Source organism: Flavobacterium sp. GCM10022190, from assembly GCF_042656445.1.
GTDB classification, from domain to species: domain Bacteria; phylum Bacteroidota; class Bacteroidia; order Flavobacteriales; family Flavobacteriaceae; genus Flavobacterium; species Flavobacterium nitratireducens.
This window is the reverse complement of sequence record NZ_JBHSOQ010000002.1, coordinates 513,796-533,341: the sequence shown is the minus strand read 5'-3', so window position 1 is coordinate 533,341 and position 19,546 is coordinate 513,796. Positions and strand designations below refer to the sequence as shown.

The window sequence follows — 19,546 nt, the reverse complement described above, 5'->3', positions numbered from 1 at the left end:
AAATATACTACGGCACTATACCTCTAAAATTGAACTATTTTGATATTCTAAATGGTATAACAGTAATATTACGAAAAACTTTTGGCAAAAAAGAACAACTTAACAATTTAAAAACATGCTTTTAATTGTGTCAAAAGTAGCTTGAAATACAATGCTCTTTTATGAGATAAATCATGTTTTAAAAATTTTCTTCGAATTAAAAATCATGTTTAAAAAAAATAAAGCACAAAAAAAACCGAGCCATTTCTGACTCGGTTTACTTTGGAATATATTTACAATGAATATTTTTAATTTCTAAAATCTTACCATACTTTTTAGCAAAAGCTTGCTTTAAATTATTTGTCTTTTGACCGGATAAAGGATTTTTAGAACTCACAATAAAACCTAATCTTTTTTCTTTAGGAATTTTGACAATAGTAGTTTCAAAAATATTGATGGCACTAACAATTTGGTCAAAAGCAGTATTCACTTCTTTTCCTTTTAATTCCACAAAATAAAATTCATTATTAGAATGTCTGACAAAACCAAAATCACATTTTTGAACTTGCTGTGAAGTTATTAAACAATTATCAATTCTAATTCTAGTAAAATCTTCATTTTTAACAATTTCAAATCGCTTTCCATTTTCTGAAGCTACTTTGCTTTTTATACAACAATTTTGATGAGCTTCAATCAATTCATCAAAATCAGTGTGCATATCTTAACTCTGTTAATTTATCAAACTCTTCTGAAATAATATCCGAAACTCCATCTATTGCATTAGCATCGATACTACGAAACTCTTCATTTTTGATAGAATATACTTTTCCATCATTTCTTACTTCATAAACAGAAATATCATCGTAATCTATCCATTTATCTTCTGAAACAATTGCTGCTATTTCCTCTTTTAAATCAGAATGTTCATTGAAGGTATTTTTAGCTAACATTAATGTATCAAGAGATGAAAGTATATAGGGACTGTGTGTTGTTATAATTAATTTATGATCTGTCAACCTTATTTTCTGAATAATACAATCAATAAGTTTTTTTTGCTTAATAGGAAATAAATTTAATTCTGGTTCCTCAATCAAAATTGTTTTGTTAAGTTTATTATTACTGTAATTAATTTCATATTCAAAAACCAACAACAAAGGCATTAATGATTGAATTCCACTTGAAGTTTGAGTTAATCTATATTCATTATTCTCAAATTTGACATAATCAGATTCATTATCTGAATTATATTGAATTCCGAATGGTTCAAAATATAATTCTTTAATTTCTTTTCTTGCAACCTCATATCTTGCTGAAAAATCTTTAAAACAACTAGGTAAAGCTACATTATTTGCCCATAATCCAGATACAGAAGTACTAAGCATAGAAACCAATATCCTTTCAGCAGGTATATATATAGGTAATGAATAAGGTGATTTTTTATTCACAGCTATAAATTCTTCAAGCATTTTTTTTACTTCATCTATCTCTTCAAATCCATAGAGATTTTTATCATTTTTTAAAATCTTATTTATTCTATTATTAATATCTATTAAAGCTTCTTTTTTAGTATATCTATGTCTATCAGAGTCTTCATCAAAAATCAATAAATTTTCATTTTCAAAAACTTTTATCTCCCTATTAAATACTGCTATCTTTAAACTATCATTAATGTATTCAAACGAAGATTTTTTAAAGCTAAAATCAATATTATAATGGATGAATAATTTTCTTAATTCCTCGAGTCTATCTATTGCAAAAGTTAAATCGTTATCCCTAAAAATAGAAATCAACTTTGCCAAAACACTTTTTCCTGTAGAGGTATCTCCTATAAATACTACATATTTAGTGAGATCTATTTCAGCTTCTTTAATTGGTCCAAAATTTTTAACTATTAATTTTTCCATTTCTTGTTTTCTAATTACAGTGTAAATATAACAAAAAAACCGAGCCATTTCTGGCTCGGTTCTATCTTAATACTTAGTACTAAAAACTTAATACAAAGATTATTTTACTTCTTCGTAATCTACGTCTTGAACGTTATCACCTTCAGCTTGTGGCTCAGCAGCAGCTTGACCTTGCTCTCCTTGAGCATACATAGCTTCAGTAGCTTTTTTCCAAGCAGCGTTTACGTTATCTAAACCTTTTTGAATAGCAGCTAAATCTTGAGATTGGTGAGCCATTCTTAATTCAGTTAAAGCGTACTCGATAGCTGTTTTATTCTCGTCTGAAATTTTATCTCCTAACTCTTTCAATTGAGATTCAGTTTGGAAGATAGTGCTGTCAGCTTCGTTTAATTTTTCAGCTCTTTCTTTAGCTTGTCTGTCAGCGTCAGCGTTAGCTTCAGCATCTTTTTTCATTTGTTCGATTTCTTCAGCAGTTAAACCAGAAGAAGCTTCGATACGGATATCGTGAGATTTTCCAGTTCCTTTATCTGTAGCAGAAACTTTGATGATACCATTAGCATCGATATCGAAAGAAACTTCGATTTGAGGAACTCCTCTTGGTGCTGGTGGAATACCATCTAAGTGGAAACGACCAATTGTTTTGTTATCTGCAGCCATTGCTCTAGCTCCTTGTAATACGTGAATTTCAACAGATGGTTGAGAATCAGCAGCAGTAGAGAATACTTGGGATTTTTTAGTTGGGATAGTAGTGTTAGCTTCGATAAGAACTGTCATTACACCACCCATAGTTTCGATACCTAAAGATAATGGAGTAACGTCAAGTAATAATACATCTTTTACATCTCCAGAAAGTACACCACCTTGGATAGCAGCACCAATAGCTACAACCTCATCAGGGTTAACTCCTTTAGACGCTTTTTTACCGAAGAATTTCTCCACTTCTTCAACGATTCTTGGAATACGAGTAGAACCTCCTACCAAGATTACTTCGTCGATATCAGAAACTGATAAACCAGCATCTTTTAACGCTTTAGCAACTGGCTCCATAGAACGTTTTACTAAAGAATCAGCTAATTGCTCGAATTTAGAACGAGATAATTTTTTCACTAAGTGCTTAGGCCCTGAAGCTGTAGCAGTTACGTATGGTAAGTTGATTTCAGTTTCAGCAGATGCAGATAATTCAATCTTAGCTTTTTCAGCAGCTTCTTTGATACGTTGTAATGACATTGGATCAAGACGTAAATCAATTCCTTCTTCAGCTTTGAATTCGTCAGCTAACCAGTCAATGATTACTTGGTCAAAGTCATCTCCTCCTAAGTGAGTATCTCCATTTGTAGATAATACTTCGAAAACTCCGTCTCCTAATTCTAATACAGAGATATCAAAAGTACCTCCACCTAAATCGTAAACAGCAATTTTTTGATCTTTTCCTTTTTTATCTAATCCGTAAGCCAAAGCAGCAGCAGTAGGCTCGTTGATGATACGCATTACTTTTAAACCAGCGATTTCACCAGCTTCTTTTGTAGCTTGACGTTGTGCATCGTTAAAGTAAGCAGGAACAGTAATAACTGCCTCAGTAACTGTTTGACCTAAATAGTCTTCAGCAGTTTTTTTCATTTTTTGAAGTGTCATTGCAGACAATTCTTGAGCAGTGTATAAACGACCATCAATATCCACACGTGGCGTATTGTTGTCCCCTTTTACTACACTGTAAGGAACTCTTTTTGCTTCTTCTTCAGTTTCAGCAAAAGTATGTCCCATAAAACGTTTGATAGAAGCAATAGTCTTAGTTGGATTAGTTACCGCTTGTCTTTTTGCAGGATCTCCCACTTTAATTTCTCCACCTTCAACAAAAGCGATGATAGATGGTGTAGTTCTTTTTCCTTCTGCGTTAGGAATAACAACTGCCTCACTACCTTCCATTACAGAAACACAAGAGTTGGTCGTACCTAAATCAATTCCGATTATTTTACCCATTTTTATTTATATTTAATTTTTAATATACTAGTTTAGTAACTCATCGTGCATAAGTCAATCTTTGTGCCAAGTTAAAAACCTCATGAAAATTGTCATAATTTAATAACATTATAAAAAAAGCACTGACAAGATGGCATTTTAATCCAACTGACATACTTACAAAAACAATAAAAAAGACTGTCATATTAAGGAGATACCCCCTAATTCCTTGACTTTTGTGTAATTTAGACTAAAAACGGCTTACTCTTTTCGTAAATACATTTCAAAACCAAAATTATTCGATTTTAAACTATATTTGAAAACCTAAAAAAATAAAGATGTTTTCAATAGATCAAATTAAAGCGGCTCATGCCAAAGTAAAAACAGGAACTGATTTCCCAAAATACATTCAAGAAATTATCGAATTGGGCGTAAAAGGATATGACACCATTGTGACTGATGGACGTGTTTCCTATTATGGAGACAATGACTTTGAGGTAAGTTTGGAAAAAAAATACGATGCTATTCCGATTTCTACAGTAGCCAACAAAGAACGCTTCATCGAATTTTTAGTGATGCATCAAGACGGTCAAACCGATTATTCTACTTTTTGTCAACATGCTGCTATTTGTGGTATTGCCAAATGGCGCGTGGACATTATCGAAATGACCTGTACTTATTATGACAATGCTAATAATCCTATATTAATTGAAAAAATCCCCGAATAGAAATTATTAAATCTATTTTATATATCAACCAACCATGAAAAAAACACTAGTAACACTTTTAAGCGTTTGGAGTTTAAGCCTACTCGCGCAAACACATTCCATTAAAAATTCTCCTAAACTTACTGAAGCCACACCTGAAAGCGTAGGTATTTCGAGCGAAAGACTAACTCGAATAGACAATATGCTTAACAAAGCCATTGCCGAATCAGAAATTCCGGGAGCGGTTGCCTTAGTAGCCCGTCATGGAAAAATTGTTTATTTGAAGGCTTTTGGAATGGCCGATAATACTTCATCTAAAAAACTAAATACGGATGCTATTTTTAGAATTGCATCACAATCCAAAGCCATAACTACGACTGCCGTGATGATGCTATGGGAAGAGGGTAAATTCAAATTAGATGATCCTATTTCAAAATACATTCCTGAATTTAAAAATCCGCAAGTTTTAGATTCATTATATCCAGATGGAAAATATACAACCAAAGCTGCAAAAAGAGAAATCACCATTAGAGATTTAATCACCCATACATCTGGAATTGGGTACGGTCAAATTGATAGTGATTCCCGTTTTACAAAAATATATCAAGATGCAGGTGTTACCGATTTATTTACCACCGAAAAAATTACAATAGCCGAAAGTGTAAAAAAGTTAGCCAAATTGCCACTGCACCACAATCCGGGAGAAAAATTCACTTATAGCGAAGGACTAGATGTTATTGGGTATTTTATTGAAATCATGTCAGGCATGCCAATGGACGAATATTACAGAAAGCACATTTTCGAACCACTAGGTATGAATGACACCTATTTCTATTTGCCTGAAACAAAATCAAACCGATTGGTGACTGTTCAAACCAAAGAAAAAGGAAAGTGGATTCCGTATCCAACTACTTTTTATGACACCAACTACCCAATAAAAGGAGCCAAAAGCTTTTTCTCAGGAGGTGCTGGACTATCAAGTACTGCTAAAGACTACGCAACCTTCTTACAAATGTTTCTTAACCAAGGTGAATATAACGGCATTCGATTGCTTAGTCGAACTACTGTACAATTTATGTTAAGTAATCAGTTGGGCGATTTGTGGGCAAATAGTGATGCTGGACATGGACTAGGATTTAGAATTTTAAACGAGAAAGGTCAAAATTTAGGCGGTCAAGGTAGCGAGGGTACTTTCAATTGGGGTGGTTATTTCAATACACAATACTTTGCCGACCCAAAAGAAGAATTAATTGGAATTATCCTAAAGCAAACACAAAAGACTTCCGATGCTACTTCTTGGAAATTCCAAGTTTTAGCTGAACAGACAATTGACGATTAATTTAGTTAGCTAACTATCATTCTGGATTGAATAACAATCTTAACTGATATATTGCTATGCCTCTATAAAACTACAATACTAAAAAATATAATCTAAAAACATCAACAATAAAAAAATGAACAAACTACTAATCTGTTTTTCAATTATATTATGGATAAATACTGCAGCCCAAAAAAAACCAAATTTTATTGTAATCATGGTCGATGACATGGGCTATTCTGACTTAAGTTGCTATGGCAGTGAAATACAAACTCCAAATATAGACCAACTTGCCAATAACGGCATGATGATGAACAATTTTTATAATGACGCCAGATGCTGTCCTACGAGAGCTTCATTATTAACAGGGCAATACCAACACAAAGTAGGATTAGGTCGTAACGGCGCCAGTTTAAGCAAATCAGGAGTTACCATTGCTGAAGTATTACAGCAAAATGGTTACAACACAGCCATGGTAGGGAAATGGCACCTATCAGAAGCTAAAACTATTAAAAATGAAAAAAAACATCTCGAATGGCTCAACCACCAATATACACCCGACTCGACATTCGCAGCTGTAGACACCTACCCTGCCCGTAGAGGATTTGATAAGTTTTATGGTCTAATTTGGGGAGTCGTTAATTATTACGAGCCTTTTTCTTTAGTTGATGGTGTAAAAGCAGTTCAAAATATTCCTAAAGATTTTTACACTACTCACGCTTTTACTAACAAAGCAATTGAATATGTCAACGAATACAAAAAAGACAGTAAACCTTTCTTTATGTATTTAGCTTATAACGCACCTCACTGGCCAGTTCAAGCACCCGCGGCAACAATTAAAAAATATGAACAAACTTATATAGACGGATGGGATGCACTTAGAAAAAAGAGATACGAAAATCTGGTTGCCAAAAAAATAATTACTAAAGAAGACTACCCTTATGTCAATGAAGAAGATGAAGCTTTAAAGTGGAATACATTAACTGAGGAAAAAAAGAAAAACTTTGCAAAAAGAATGGCTACACACGCAGCAATGGTAGATGAAGTAGATCAGGGAGTCGGACGTTTAATTGCACAGTTGAAAGCTAACAATCAATATGAAAATACAATTATTTTCTTTTTATCAGATAATGGCGCCTCTCCGGAAATGTTAAACGTACCTGGTTACCAACCCGGATACGACAGACCATCAGCCCTACGCGATGGCACTCCCTTACAATACGAAAGTCCGGAGTATGACAAAATAGGAAGTCCTGTATCCTATACTTCTATAGGAAGTGGCTGGGCTAATGCTCTTAACAGCCCTTACCGATATTGGAAAAAAGAATCCTATAACGGCGGAGCAAAAACACCTTTTATTATGGTGGGACCCGGTATAAAAAAAGGAACTAATTATTCCCTTGCACATGTAATGGATATTTTACCTACTTGCTTAGAAATATCTAAAACTTCCTATCCAACAATTTACAAAGGAAATCAGACTAACACATTAGATGGTCACAGTTTAGTTTCTATCATGAAAGGAAAAAACGCAACAAATTATAAAGATTTATTTTTTGAACATGAAGGAGGTAAAGCTTTAATTTCAGGTAATTATAAAATTGTTGCTTTGGCAAATGAAAAATGGGCTTTATACGACCTTTCTCATGACAAAACTGAAACAAAAAACATTATTTTAGAAAAACCTCAAAAAGCAAACGAAATGATTTCTAAATGGAAACAATGGGCTAAACAAATGGGACTTTAACCTATAATTAACGGCCTTCAAATAGAACAAAACAAAGCGATTTCAATGATTTGAAATCGCTTTTTTGTTATTAAAGTACTGTTAAAACATACGTTTTTTACTGATATGAAATCTAATTTCTTAAATTTATAAATAGATTCACTTATTTCAGCAATAATTAATTAAAAATCAAAAAATGACCTCTTTCAACAAACATCTCACCTTTCGCTGGGCTGATTTAGACCCTAATTTTCATGTTCGCCATAGTGTCTATTACGATTGTGCCGCCCAACACCGAATGGAAATCTTAGACAGTTTGGGCTTGAATTTAAAAGTCTTTCAAAAAATGCATTTTGGTCCTATTCTTTTTAGAGAAGAGTGTTTTTTTAGAAAAGAAATAAAACAAGGTGATTCGGTTTATATACATACCACTATTGCTAAAATGAGAGTCGATGCTTCCCGTTGGTCTATTTCACATGAATTTCGCACCGAAGATAATCTCTTATGCGCTACATTAACCGTTGATGGAGCCTGGATGGATACCAAATCACGTAAATTAGTTGACCCTGTTCCTGAAATTGCAATACAAGCACTTATGAGCATTCCTAAAAGTGAAGATTTTATTGAATCTTAAACAATACAATGCGAAAGACAATAAACAATAAACAACAAACTTTTAAAATGAAAACTAAAGTAGGAATTGTATTTTCAGGTGGTGGTGCGCGTGGGATAGCTCACTTAGGCTTGCTGAAAGCCTTGGAAGAATTTGGAATTAAAGCTTCAGTAGTTTCTGGAACCAGTGCTGGTGCTATAGCAGGTGCATTTTATGCAGCGGGTTATTCAGCAACCGAAATATTAAATATTCTCAAAAAAGGACATATTTTTAGTTTTTCGAATCTCTTGATTAAAAGGCAAGGTCTTTTTGCAATGAAAGGATTCCATGATATTTATTTGGAATGTTTTCCCAGTAATTCCTTCGATGATTTACAAATTCCGCTATACATTGCAGCCACTGACATTTTAAAAGGAGAGTTGGTTTATTTTTCTTCTGGAAATTTATCTCATGCTATTCTAGCTTCCTCCTGTTTGCCTATTTTATTTCATCCCGTAAAATACAATGAAACCTTGTATGTTGATGGAGGCGTGATGAACAACTTTCCTATTGAACCATTATTAAATCAATGTGATATTATTATAGGTAGCTATGTAAATTCGATAAAAAAAGAAGTAGACAAAGTCAATATGAATAACATCTTAGACCGTTGTTTTCATTTGGCTATGAAAAGTTCTGTAGAACAAAAAACACATAGTTGTGATGTCTATTTTGAACCACCTAATATGAGTCAATACAGTCTCTACAACCTTAAAAACGCTGATGAAATTTTTGAATACAGTTATCAATATGCCCTAACATTAGAAGATCAAATCAAATCATTGGATATTGAGTAATAAATATGTTTTGTAGTTTATGCATTGTGGTTAGTTGTTTAAGGTATTTGAACTTCGTTCTAAAATCTAATTTCTACTTTCTAACTTCAAACTCCTTATCTTTACGCTCCATAAAAAAGACATTTTTTGATGAATACTGCTACCCATTGGAACATTTTACTTTCCAATCAAATCAATAAAAAAGAATTTATAAACACCATTCTTTCTGGTCATGCAATTGGAGAGCTAGCTCCATTTAACAAACTCAAAGGAATCTTATATTCAGATTTGGCTATTGATCATTTCATCCAAAAAGAATTCCAATACATCGAATTAACCGCTATAGATTCCAATAGAAAATTAAGCACATTTTCTTCTGGCCAACGCAAAAAGAAATTCTTACAGTATTGTATTGCACAAAAACCAGATTATATCATTTTTGACAACCCAATGGATCATTTAGATCAGGCTTCAAGAGCTGAATTAGCGATAGCTTTAGAAGAAATGGCCTCACATATCAAAATAATTCAAATCATTAATCGTATCTCCGATATATTGCCTTTTATTACTAATAATCGGCAAATTAATTCCGACGCTTTTATACTAGAAAATATTTCACAAGAAATACACGAAACTAAAATCATTAGCCAATCAGGAATTCCTCATGCTGTTCATCCTCCAGAATACAAGGAAAAAATTTTGGTTCAAATGAACAATGTATCCGTTAGTTATGAAGGTCGTTCAGTAGTTAAAAATATAAATTGGACCATTGAGCAGGGAGAATTCTGGCAATTAATTGGCCCTAATGGATCTGGAAAAAGCACTCTTTTATCGCTAATAAATGGTGATAACCCCAAGGGATACGGACAAGACATGTACCTTTTTGGGCGCAAAAAAGGAAGTGGCGAAAGTGTATGGGAAATCAAGAAAAACATTGGTTATTTTGCTACCAATATGACCAGTTTGTTTACTAGAAATCATACATTAGAACAAATGATTCTTTCCGGTTTTTTTGATTCCATTGGTTTGTATGACCTACCTACTACCCTACAAAAAAACATCACCGACCAGTGGCTAGACCTGATTGGAATGAAACATTTAAAAAACAAAATGTTCAAACGTCTTTCAGTAGGACAACAACGATTAGCGATGATCGTTCGTTCGGTTTTAAAACATCCTCCATTGGTTATATTAGACGAACCTGTTGAGGGACTGGATGATGAAAGTGTTGCTTTAGTTTGCCAACTCATTAATTTACTCAAACAAGAATCTAACATGACTATTGTTTATGTTTCGCATCGTGCCGAACCTACTTTGGCACCAAATGCTATATTTGAACTCCTTCCTTCCGAAGAAGGTTCTATTGGAATCATCAAATAATCAAGCATAAATTCTTTTAAAAACTAAAACAAACTATACTATTTGTATTTTAGAGTAATAATACGAGACTAATTTAAAATCACAGTAAATGTTTCAAAGTCATTTTTTAGTAAAAAGAATAATGCCGCTAGTATTGTTATTTCTTTTTGTTGAATGCAGCTCTATAAAAAGATACAATTTACATTTACAAAAGCCCATTGCTGTAAAACAGCTTCATCAAGATATTGAATTAACTAGAAGAAAATTTCAAAGATTACATCCTAAATTGGATTATTACATTAGTGCAGAAAAACTAAACTTTAAATTCGATAGTTTAAAAAACAGTATTAAAACCCCTTTAATTCCATTAACCTTTTACAAAAAATTAAGTCCAGTTGTAGCAGCAATAAGACAAGGACACAGTTATGTCATTCCTCCCGAAAAACAATACACAAAGAAAGAAACCAAAGCATTAACTAAAAAAGGAGTTGGACCTTTTTCTCAATTTGATTTCACTTACTATGATGATAAATTATATGTAGTTAAAAACAAATCAAATAATAAAAAAATAATCCCTGGAACGGAGGTTCAGTCAGTAAATGGAATAAAACCGCATGAATTACTATCTGAATACGATAATTATTATAGTTCAGATGGATTTAATACCAGTTTCAAAAAAGAAGCAGCAGCAAACCGATTTGTTCGTTATTTTACCATTGAAAATGGCATAAAAGACAGTTTGGAATATGTTTTCAAATACAATGATAGCATTAAAAACATAACTATAAAAAGGGTAAAATCAGACAGTTTAAATCAAAAAACAAAGAAAGCTTCACATAAAAAAGTAATTGTTGATAGAGCCAAACAAAGAATGATCAACAAGAAAAAAAGAATAAATGGATTTGATAAAAGTGCCAATACTTTTATTCGTGAACTAAAGTATGTCAGTAAGGATAGCAGCATTGCGTTATTAAAAATTAGAAGCTTCACCAAAGGGCATTTTAAACAATTTTACAGACAAACATTTACCGAAATAAAGAAACAAAATTGTAAAACACTCATTATTGATCTACGAAATAACGGCGGAGGACGTTTGAGTGAAATCATCCATCTTTACTCCTACCTTGCTGATTCGACTTATACATTTTTACAAAAATCGGAAGTAGTTTCTAGAGGAAGTCTTTTTGAAGGGGCCTATTTTAACAAAGGTAATTTTGCGGTAAAAATGACCAAAACACTATTTTCTCCCATTGTGTATGGTTATTTATTACTAACTGTCCGTACAGATAAAAATGGAAAAAAATATATTTCCACCGCTACCAATCCTCAAAAGCCAAAGCCAAATGCATTTAAACATAAATTATACGTTATGATAAATGGCGGTAGTTTTTCGGCTTCTAGTATTATTTCATCCAATTTAAAAGGATCCAAAAGAGCCTTGTTTGTAGGACAAGAAACTGGTGGTGATTTCAATGGTACCGTTGCTGGTTTTATGCCTATTATTGAATTACCGAATTCAAAATTAAAAGTTCGGATAGGAACTATACATTTTGCTCCATTTTATCAAAACCAAATACATGGTCGAGGAGTTTTTCCTGATATTGAAATTCAACCCAATGTAGAAGATCGCATTAAAGATAACGATCCCGAACTCAATTGGATAGTAAAACAAAACACAAAGTAATAAAAACGTCAAAACACATTTTAAAACACTGAATAACAGCTTATTTAACATCCATTTTCACTTCTTATATATCAAAATTTACTAACTTAGTAGTACCAATTTTAATATACAGCAATATGAACAATGTTAAACAACTGAATAAATGGGCCAATGCGCACACTTATTTCACATTAGATTTGCTACGAATTGCTCTTGGAGTGTTTTTATTCGTAAAAGGGGTAAAATTCATCACTAATATTCCTTATTTAGTGGATTTGATTTCACCCATCGACAAAATTGGAGGAGGAATGTTCCTCGTTCATTACATTACTCCTGCCCATATGATTGGCGGAATAATGATTGCTTTTGGATTGCTTACCCGTTGGGCTATTATTGCACAATTACCAATTTTAATGGGTGCTATTTTAGTCAATTTCACAGGTGAAATGCAAACTGAAAATCTGTTTTTAGCCTTGATTATATTAGCAATTTGTTTATTCTTCTTGGTGTATGGAAGCGGAAAACATTCCGCCGATTATTATTTTAAAATGTCACAATAATAAAGTGCTGGTGCGAACATCTAAAATTATCGCTAATTAACTATGATTTATAATCGGAAAGCTCGAGTTTATCTCGGGCTTTTTTATTGCACAAGAATATAAGCATTAAATAAATTTCTACGTATTTTATTTATTTTAAAAGTAAAACAAAAGGTAATTACTACGTATAAATTTCAATTCACCAACATCATTTCACAAAACCACTAAGTACAACAAACATTTAAAAATAGCTAAAAATCAATAATTTATCCATAAAATATGTTATTTAGCAAAAAATTATATGCTTAAAAATATAAGTAAAAAAGGTTTAAAAAACTAGTTTTTATTGCGCTAGCTATAAAACATAAGTAAATTTACGTAAGTATATTTGTCATGTAATAACTAACAAAAACAATTTTTTAAATCTACTATTATGAAATTACTTAAAACACTTTCTTTATCAGTAATTGGACTTATAGGAACTAGTGCAATAGCACAGGAATTTAGTTCAGATATTCAAATCAGACCTCGTTATGAATACACAAATGGTTTCGGAACCCTATTAACACCAACAACTTCACACACTTCATTTGTAGGGAATCGTACAAGAGTTACCTTAAACTATACTGATACAAAATTAAAAGCCAAAGTTGCATTACAAAATGTTCGTACTTGGGGAGCGGTAAATCATCTTACTGGTGGTGTTTCAAATGCTACTAACAGCTTTGTGTTATTTGAAGGATGGGCAGAATACAGTTTTACTCAAAAATGGAGCACCAAAATAGGACGCCAAATAATATCTTACGACAATCAAAGAATCTTTGGAGGATTAGATTGGGCAAATCAAGGACGTAGTTTTGATGCGGCTTTAATCAAATTCAAAGGAGCTAAATCACAATTAGATTTAGGATTTGCAATGAATGCAAAAGATGAATCAAAAACACTTCCAAATCCTCAAACAGCGATACTTTTTGGTACTGACTTAGATTTTAAAGATTTTCAATATGCTTGGTACCACACTTCGATTAAAAAATTAGGCGTAAGTTTCTTAGCTTTAAACGTGGGAAAAGAATATTTAAAAACAACAGAAGTAGAAACCAATTATTACCAAACTTTAGGTACTTATGCTAATTATGCAGGTAAAAAATTAAGTCTTGATTTTAGTTTCTATGGCCAAACAGGAAAAATTGGAGCAAATAAAGTTTCTGCATGGCAAACAGCGGCTAACTTAGGATATGCTTTTACTCCAAAATTCAAAGCTACAGTAGGATATGAATTCTTATCTGGAAAAGATCAAGGAACACCTTCATCACCAATGGTAAAATCATTCAACCCAATTTTTGGTACAAACCACGCTTTCAACGGTTTTATGGATTATTTCTACGTAGGAAATCATCTAAATTCTGTTGGTTTACAAGATGTATCTTTAAAATTAGATTTCCCTATCAAAAAAGTAAACCTTTCAGTTGCTCCACACCTATTCTACGCTCCTAATACGATCAAATCAGGAACAGTTGCACAAGATTCGTATTTAGGAACAGAAGTTGATTTAACTGCTGTGTACAAAGCAACAAAAGACATTACGTTAATTGCTGGCTATTCTCAAATGTTTGCTTCTAATTCAATGGCTGTCTTAAAAAATGGTTTAGACGACACAACAAACAACTGGGCGTATTTAATGGTAAACATCAACCCGCAAATATTCTCATCAAAAAAATAAAACACTTTCATTTTTAAAAATACCTTCAAAAAGGTAGCCTCAAAGCTTTTTACATTATTTTCACAAACAAAATCGAAGCCTCAAAACTTCGATTTTTTTATGCCTTTTCCATAAGAAATCAGTAATCTTGCAAAAAGAAGTAAAAGGAAAAACCTAAAGTAAATGAATATAGAAGATTTAGTAGGACGTTTTGAAATCGTTGGAAGCAATCAAGATGCCGAAGTGTATAATTACAAAGGAATATTGTCTTTAAGCTTAGATCAAAATAAAAGAATAAAAGCAAAATGGCTTATTAATAATGAACAAATACAAACAGGTAACGGTTTTTTCAGAGATAATATTTTGATTATCAATTTCAAATACCAAGGTGAAGAAAACCACCTATACAAAGGAGTGGTTGTCTACCGATGTTTATCAAAAGACTTACTAGATGGATTTTGGTCAGAAAAACATGGAAATCCATCCTATTTAGGTACAGAACGCGCATTTAGAATAACCGAAATATTGCAGTGATTTATTAGAACTATATCAAATTTTGCGTTTCCTAAAAATATATTATCACCCAAAATTCGATTAGTTTGTTGCTTAAAAAATTATTTTACCTAACTTCGTTTTTATAAGAAAACAAAACAAATACAATTTAAAATGATACAGCAAGAAGAAGAATTCAAACGAACTATAGGAGTATTCGGTTTATCGGCTAATATTATGAATGTAATTATTGGCGCTGGAATTTTTGCTCTTCCTGCTATAGTTGCCTCTTCAATGGGAGCATCAAGTATCATTGCTTACTTCTTTTGCGGACTATTAATGGCGCTTATCATGCTTTGCTTTGCCGAAGCGTCGAGTAAAGTGACCCAAACAGGAGGTGTGTATTCCTACATCGAAACAGCTTTTGGACCTTACGCTGGTTTTTTAGCTGGAATTTTTACCGTAACAGGTACTCTTTTGGCTGATGCAGCCGTTTCTAATGCCTTAATTAATGTTCTTGCATCCACTCATCCTATTTTTGAACTCGCTTGGATGCGTATTCTATGTCTATTTCTGGTTTTTGGTGGCTTGGCATTCATTAATGTAATTGGTGTAAAACAAGGAATCGGATTAGTAAAAATCAATACGGTAGCCAAATTAATCCCGTTGATGCTTTTAGTTCTATTTGGTTGGCAAGCGGTTTCAGTAGATAATTTAGTCATTGAAAGTTTACCTGGTATACAAGAATTAGGTAAAACCTCGTTAGTCTTATTTTTTGCTTTTCAGGGTTGCGAATCTGGAATTGTCGTTTCGGGCGAAGTTATTAATCCAAAACGTACCATTCCTAAAGCTATTTTTATCAGTATCACAGCAATTGTCATTCTATACATGCTAATTCAAACTGTCGCTCAAGGAGTCTTGGGTGATGAATTGCCACAACATACTGCTACTCCTCTAGCTGCTGCAGCAAATGTAATATTTGGTCCTATTGGTTTCATAATTTTAACTACAGGTGCAGCAATATCAATGTTTGGATTCCTAAGTGGTGATATTCTTAATAACCCAAGAACACTATATGCCCTTTCACGCGACCGCGTTATTCCTATCAAAGCATTATCTAAAATACATACTTCATTTGCTACACCATACATTTCAATTATAGTTTACGCTTCAATTGGCTTTTTAATTGCAGCTACTGGAAGTTTTGAAAGTCTTGTGGTTATTGCAAGTAGTTCGATATTAATGGTTTATTTAGGAGTAGTTTTGGCTGTTATTAAATTGCGTTATACACACCAATCCAAATCCGATGAGTTTACAATTCCAGGCGGATTAATCGTTCCTGTTATTTGTATTGCAATCATACTTTATTTTTTATCAAATTTGACTCAAAATGAAATCATCGGTAGTGCAATTGCGATAGCTTCATTATCTTTTATTTATTTTTTAATTCGTTTTATTAGAAATAAAAAATAAACTCAATATAGAAGCTATATTCCATCTCATTTCTATCTACAATAATCAAATTCAGCTATCCTGCACAAGATACAGGATGTAGAAACATTATTGTTTTCCTATCTTCGTATACCGCAAAATTTTGGTTGTTATAAAATCAATTTTCTGCTTAAATCTCTTTAATTATTCAAGATACGAAAACATGAAAAAAATCTGTTTATTACTGATTGTTCTATTTACAATTTCCCCTAAATCGTTCTCACAAAAAAAGAACAAAGATCTTTTTCCTGATGGCACTCTAATACCTGATTGGTTCCATGACACAACCAAAATCAATCCAAATGAATTAGGTAAATTCTATTCCATATCTGATTACGGCGCTATCAATGATAGCACAATAGTTCAAACAGTGGCTATTCAAAAAACCATAGATGAAGCCTACCGTAATGGCGGTGGTGTGATAGTTATTCCTAAAGGAACTTTTATGAGTGGCGCCTTATTCTTTAGACCAAATACACATTTGCATTTATCAGAGAATGCTATTTTAAAAGGCTCCAATACTATTAATGATTACCCATATTTACCTTCTCGTATTGAAGGACAAAGTATCGAATATTTTTCAGCCCTGATCAATGCATTTGGAGTAAATGGTTTTACAATTACTGGAAACGGAATCATTGACGGAAACGGATTAAAATACTGGGAAGCTTTTTGGCAAAGAAGAAAAGAAAATCCACAATGTACTAATCTTGAAGTTTCAAGACCAAGACTAGTATTTATCTGGAAATGCGACAATGTCCAAGTTCAAGATGTAAAATTGCGCAATTCAGGTTTTTGGACGAGTCATTACTACCAATGCAATAATGTTAAAATCCTTGATTTACGCATTACCTCACCACATGAACCTGTTAAAGCACCAAGCACAGACGCAATTGATATTGACGTGTGTACCAATATGTTAATAAAAGGATGTTACATGGCAGTGAATGATGATGCAATCGCTCTCAAAGGCGGTAAAGGACCTTGGGCAGATAAAAATGCAAGTAACGGTAAAAACGAAAACATCATTATTGAAAACTGTGATTTTGGATTTTGCCACGGAGCATTAACTGCAGGTAGCGAAGCTATTCACAACAAAAACATCATTGTTCGAAATTGTACCGTAAATAATGCTGTTCGCCTTTTATGGTTAAAAATGCGTCCTGACACCCCTCAAAAATATGAATTCATTACAGTAGAAAACATTACAGGTTATGCTAAAAGTATGATTTACGTAAAACCATGGACGCAATTTTTTGATTTAAAAGGGCGAAAAGATGTACCTCTTTCCTACTGCGATAATATTACCATGAAAAACATTACTATCAAATGTGATGTGTTTTATGATATGGCTATCACAGAATACGATAAATTGAGCAACTTTACTTTTGAAAACTTAAAAATTGAAGCCAAAAAAGACAGCATAGACAAAAGTATCATTACGGGTTTAAAACTTAAAAACGTAGTAGTAAACAACAAATCAATCAAATAAAGCCCTACATCAATCTTCTAAAATAGTTAATTAGCATTTGTACATTGCATCCAAATTTGTTTTAGTACTTTTGCATTTCCTAAATTTTAGAACTATGTCAACAGCAAAAAAAGACTATAAAAAAATTACAACCAAGTCCTTAATCGATATGAAAGCGCAGGGAGAAAAAATCTCCATGCTCACAGCTTACGATTATACAATGGCTAAAATTGTGGATTCAGCTGGAATCGACGTGATCCTTGTAGGAGACTCGGCTTCTAATGTAATGGCAGGACACGAAACAACGCTCCCTATTACCTTAGACCAAATGATTTATCATGCTTCATCTGTTGTGAGAGGAGCTGACAGAGCATTAGTTGTTGTTGATTTACCTTTTGGTAGTTATCAATCCGATTCGAAAGAAGCATTACGTTCTGCCATCCGAATCATGAAAGAAAGTGGTGGTCATGCTGTAAAATTAGAAGGAGGAAAAGAAATTAAAGAATCTATTAAGAAAATATTAAATGCTGGAATTCCAGTAATGGGCCACTTAGGATTAACTCCTCAGTCTATTTATAAATTTGGAACATACACGGTTAGAGCCAAAGAGGAACAAGAAGCGCTAAAATTAATTGAAGATGCAAAATTATTGGAAAAATTAGGCTGTTTCGCATTAGTTTTAGAAAAAATACCAGCCAAATTAGCCCAACAAATTGCTAAAAGTATATCTATTCCTGTTATCGGAATTGGTGCAGGTTCAGGTGTAGACGGACAGGTTTTAGTAATTCACGATATGTTAGGTATGAACAATGAATTCAGCCCAAGATTCCTTAGACGTTACATGAATTTATACGAAGGAATGACACAAGCGGTTAGTCAATATGTTGAAGATGTTAAATCTAAGGATTTCCCCAACGAAAAAGAACAATATTAGTTTCTATAAATTCAACCTAAACCACTTTCGCTATTTTTAATTTTACACAGTAGCTCGAAATAACTTTCGATTTTATACTTAATTAGAAAATTGTATAAAAAAAGTTATTTCGAGCCTTCTATTTTTCGACTGATAACAACTTTAAAACCACTATTTTTGTAATTAAATTAAGTTATTAATGAAAGTAATTTCAAATAAAAATAATCTTCAGGTTTTACACGAAGACAATCATATCATTGTAGTTAACAAACGTGTAGGCGATATTGTTCAAGGTGATAAAACGGGCGACAAACCCCTAAGTGAAGTTGTTAAAGAATACATCAAAGAAAAGTACAACAAACCTGGAGAGGTGTTTTTAGGTGTTGTTCATCGCTTAGATCGACCAACAACTGGAATAGTCGTTTTTGCTAGAACTTCTAAGGCACTAACAAGACTAAATGATTTATTTAAAAATAGAGAAACACAAAAAACCTATTGGGCTATTGTAAAAAACAAACCTTCGCAACAATCAGCTAAACTAGTTCATTACCTTAAACGAAACGAAAAAAACAATACCTCTAAAGCGCACTTAAAAGAAGTTCCAGATAGTAAACTAGCTAGTTTAGATTACCAAATCATTAAAGAACTAAACAATTATACCGCTCTAGAAATCAATCTTCATACCGGTAGACATCATCAAATTAGAGCTCAACTAGCAGCAATAGGCTCGCCTATAAAAGGTGACTTAAAATATGGTTTTGACAGAAGTAATCCTGACGGAGGTATTCATTTGCATGCCCGAAAATTAATTTTTGTTCACCCTGTGTCAAAAGAAACTCTTACCATTGTAGCTCCAACACCCGATGATGTGATTTGGAACGCCGTTTAGAGAAAAAATATG

Annotated in this window: 17 protein-coding genes; 14 read left to right on the top strand and 3 right to left on the bottom strand. The window is 32.8% G+C overall.

The features are described 5' to 3' along the window. Positions 1-256: 256 nt before the first annotated feature. The 3 genes from ACFPTQ_RS09135 to dnaK form a co-directional block, all read right to left on the bottom strand. Positions 257-697, bottom strand: a complete 441-nt coding sequence (locus ACFPTQ_RS09135) for a hypothetical protein (protein WP_379776634.1) — start codon at positions 695-697, stop codon at positions 257-259. After that, positions 687-1,883: an AAA family ATPase gene (locus tag ACFPTQ_RS09130; RefSeq protein ID WP_379776632.1), complete on the bottom strand. Its 1,197-nt coding sequence runs from the start codon at positions 1,881-1,883 to the stop codon at positions 687-689. The genes ACFPTQ_RS09135 and ACFPTQ_RS09130 overlap by 11 nt, the downstream gene beginning before the upstream one ends. A 99-nt stretch (positions 1,884-1,982) precedes the next feature. Further along, positions 1,983-3,860, bottom strand: a complete 1,878-nt coding sequence (dnaK, locus tag ACFPTQ_RS09125) for a molecular chaperone DnaK (protein WP_278035505.1) — start codon at positions 3,858-3,860, stop codon at positions 1,983-1,985. 317 nt (positions 3,861-4,177) lie between these two features. Between dnaK and ACFPTQ_RS09120 the strand changes: the two genes are divergently transcribed. The 14 genes from ACFPTQ_RS09120 to ACFPTQ_RS09055 all read left to right on the top strand — a co-directional run bounded on the left by ACFPTQ_RS09120 (position 4,178) and on the right by ACFPTQ_RS09055 (position 19,534). Continuing rightward, entirely contained in the window at positions 4,178-4,567 is a 390-nt protein-coding gene (locus ACFPTQ_RS09120) for a DUF1398 domain-containing protein (RefSeq protein ID WP_379776628.1), read from the top strand. Positions 4,568-4,601: 34 nt separating this feature from the next. Then, a complete protein-coding gene (locus ACFPTQ_RS09115; RefSeq protein ID WP_379776625.1) occupies positions 4,602-5,885 on the top strand; it encodes a serine hydrolase domain-containing protein in 1,284 nt (427 codons plus the stop codon). Positions 5,886-6,000: 115 nt separating this feature from the next. Next, complete coding sequence (locus ACFPTQ_RS09110) at positions 6,001-7,611, top strand: arylsulfatase (protein ID WP_379776622.1); 1,611 nt, start codon at positions 6,001-6,003, stop codon at positions 7,609-7,611. A gap of 175 nt (positions 7,612-7,786) precedes the next feature. Next, positions 7,787-8,224: an acyl-CoA thioesterase gene (locus ACFPTQ_RS09105; protein WP_379776619.1), complete on the top strand. Its 438-nt coding sequence runs from the start codon at positions 7,787-7,789 to the stop codon at positions 8,222-8,224. 47 nt (positions 8,225-8,271) lie between these two features. After that, complete coding sequence (locus tag ACFPTQ_RS09100) at positions 8,272-9,039, top strand: patatin-like phospholipase family protein (protein ID WP_278035500.1); 768 nt, start codon at positions 8,272-8,274, stop codon at positions 9,037-9,039. A 129-nt stretch (positions 9,040-9,168) separates the two neighbouring features. Beyond that, complete coding sequence (locus ACFPTQ_RS09095; protein WP_379776615.1) at positions 9,169-10,398, top strand: ATP-binding cassette domain-containing protein; 1,230 nt, start codon at positions 9,169-9,171, stop codon at positions 10,396-10,398. Positions 10,399-10,486: 88 nt separating this feature from the next. Next, entirely contained in the window at positions 10,487-12,061 is a 1,575-nt protein-coding gene (locus ACFPTQ_RS09090) for a S41 family peptidase (protein ID WP_379776612.1), read from the top strand. A gap of 116 nt (positions 12,062-12,177) precedes the next feature. Then, positions 12,178-12,600 (top strand): DoxX family protein, encoded by a 423-nt coding sequence (locus ACFPTQ_RS09085; protein WP_379776609.1) that lies wholly within the window; start codon positions 12,178-12,180, stop codon positions 12,598-12,600. A gap of 412 nt (positions 12,601-13,012) precedes the next feature. Beyond that, positions 13,013-14,299, top strand: a complete 1,287-nt coding sequence (locus tag ACFPTQ_RS09080) for an alginate export family protein (protein WP_379776606.1) — start codon at positions 13,013-13,015, stop codon at positions 14,297-14,299. Positions 14,300-14,461: 162 nt separating this feature from the next. Next, positions 14,462-14,812, top strand: coding sequence for a hypothetical protein (locus ACFPTQ_RS09075; protein ID WP_379776603.1), 351 nt, complete (start codon positions 14,462-14,464; stop codon positions 14,810-14,812). A 132-nt stretch (positions 14,813-14,944) separates the two neighbouring features. Further along, positions 14,945-16,243, top strand: a complete 1,299-nt coding sequence (locus ACFPTQ_RS09070; RefSeq protein ID WP_379776600.1) for an APC family permease — start codon at positions 14,945-14,947, stop codon at positions 16,241-16,243. A 181-nt stretch (positions 16,244-16,424) separates the two neighbouring features. Continuing rightward, complete coding sequence (locus ACFPTQ_RS09065; RefSeq protein WP_379776597.1) at positions 16,425-17,753, top strand: glycoside hydrolase family 28 protein; 1,329 nt, start codon at positions 16,425-16,427, stop codon at positions 17,751-17,753. 94 nt (positions 17,754-17,847) lie between these two features. Beyond that, positions 17,848-18,666, top strand: coding sequence for a 3-methyl-2-oxobutanoate hydroxymethyltransferase (gene panB, locus ACFPTQ_RS09060; protein ID WP_379776594.1), 819 nt, complete (start codon positions 17,848-17,850; stop codon positions 18,664-18,666). A 178-nt stretch (positions 18,667-18,844) separates the two neighbouring features. Beyond that, complete coding sequence (locus ACFPTQ_RS09055; protein ID WP_379776592.1) at positions 18,845-19,534, top strand: RluA family pseudouridine synthase; 690 nt, start codon at positions 18,845-18,847, stop codon at positions 19,532-19,534. Positions 19,535-19,546 lie beyond the last annotated feature (12 nt).

Coding starts and splice junctions, on each gene's coding strand:
- ACFPTQ_RS09120 (WP_379776628.1), top strand. CDS start 4,178: ATGTTTTCAATAGATCAAATTAAAGCGGCTCATGCCAAAGTAAAAACA.
- ACFPTQ_RS09090 (WP_379776612.1), top strand. CDS start 10,487: ATGTTTCAAAGTCATTTTTTAGTAAAAAGAATAATGCCGCTAGTATTG.
- ACFPTQ_RS09070 (WP_379776600.1), top strand. CDS start 14,945: ATGATACAGCAAGAAGAAGAATTCAAACGAACTATAGGAGTATTCGGT.
- ACFPTQ_RS09080 (WP_379776606.1), top strand. CDS start 13,013: ATGAAATTACTTAAAACACTTTCTTTATCAGTAATTGGACTTATAGGA.
- ACFPTQ_RS09135 (WP_379776634.1), bottom strand. CDS start 697: ATGCACACTGATTTTGATGAATTGATTGAAGCTCATCAAAATTGTTGT.
- ACFPTQ_RS09115 (WP_379776625.1), top strand. CDS start 4,602: ATGAAAAAAACACTAGTAACACTTTTAAGCGTTTGGAGTTTAAGCCTA.
- ACFPTQ_RS09055 (WP_379776592.1), top strand. CDS start 18,845: ATGAAAGTAATTTCAAATAAAAATAATCTTCAGGTTTTACACGAAGAC.
- ACFPTQ_RS09130 (WP_379776632.1), bottom strand. CDS start 1,883: ATGGAAAAATTAATAGTTAAAAATTTTGGACCAATTAAAGAAGCTGAA.
- ACFPTQ_RS09100 (WP_278035500.1), top strand. CDS start 8,272: ATGAAAACTAAAGTAGGAATTGTATTTTCAGGTGGTGGTGCGCGTGGG.
- panB (WP_379776594.1), top strand. CDS start 17,848: ATGTCAACAGCAAAAAAAGACTATAAAAAAATTACAACCAAGTCCTTA.
- ACFPTQ_RS09085 (WP_379776609.1), top strand. CDS start 12,178: ATGAACAATGTTAAACAACTGAATAAATGGGCCAATGCGCACACTTAT.
- ACFPTQ_RS09105 (WP_379776619.1), top strand. CDS start 7,787: ATGACCTCTTTCAACAAACATCTCACCTTTCGCTGGGCTGATTTAGAC.
- ACFPTQ_RS09095 (WP_379776615.1), top strand. CDS start 9,169: ATGAATACTGCTACCCATTGGAACATTTTACTTTCCAATCAAATCAAT.
- ACFPTQ_RS09110 (WP_379776622.1), top strand. CDS start 6,001: ATGAACAAACTACTAATCTGTTTTTCAATTATATTATGGATAAATACT.
- ACFPTQ_RS09075 (WP_379776603.1), top strand. CDS start 14,462: ATGAATATAGAAGATTTAGTAGGACGTTTTGAAATCGTTGGAAGCAAT.
- ACFPTQ_RS09065 (WP_379776597.1), top strand. CDS start 16,425: ATGAAAAAAATCTGTTTATTACTGATTGTTCTATTTACAATTTCCCCT.
- dnaK (WP_278035505.1), bottom strand. CDS start 3,860: ATGGGTAAAATAATCGGAATTGATTTAGGTACGACCAACTCTTGTGTT.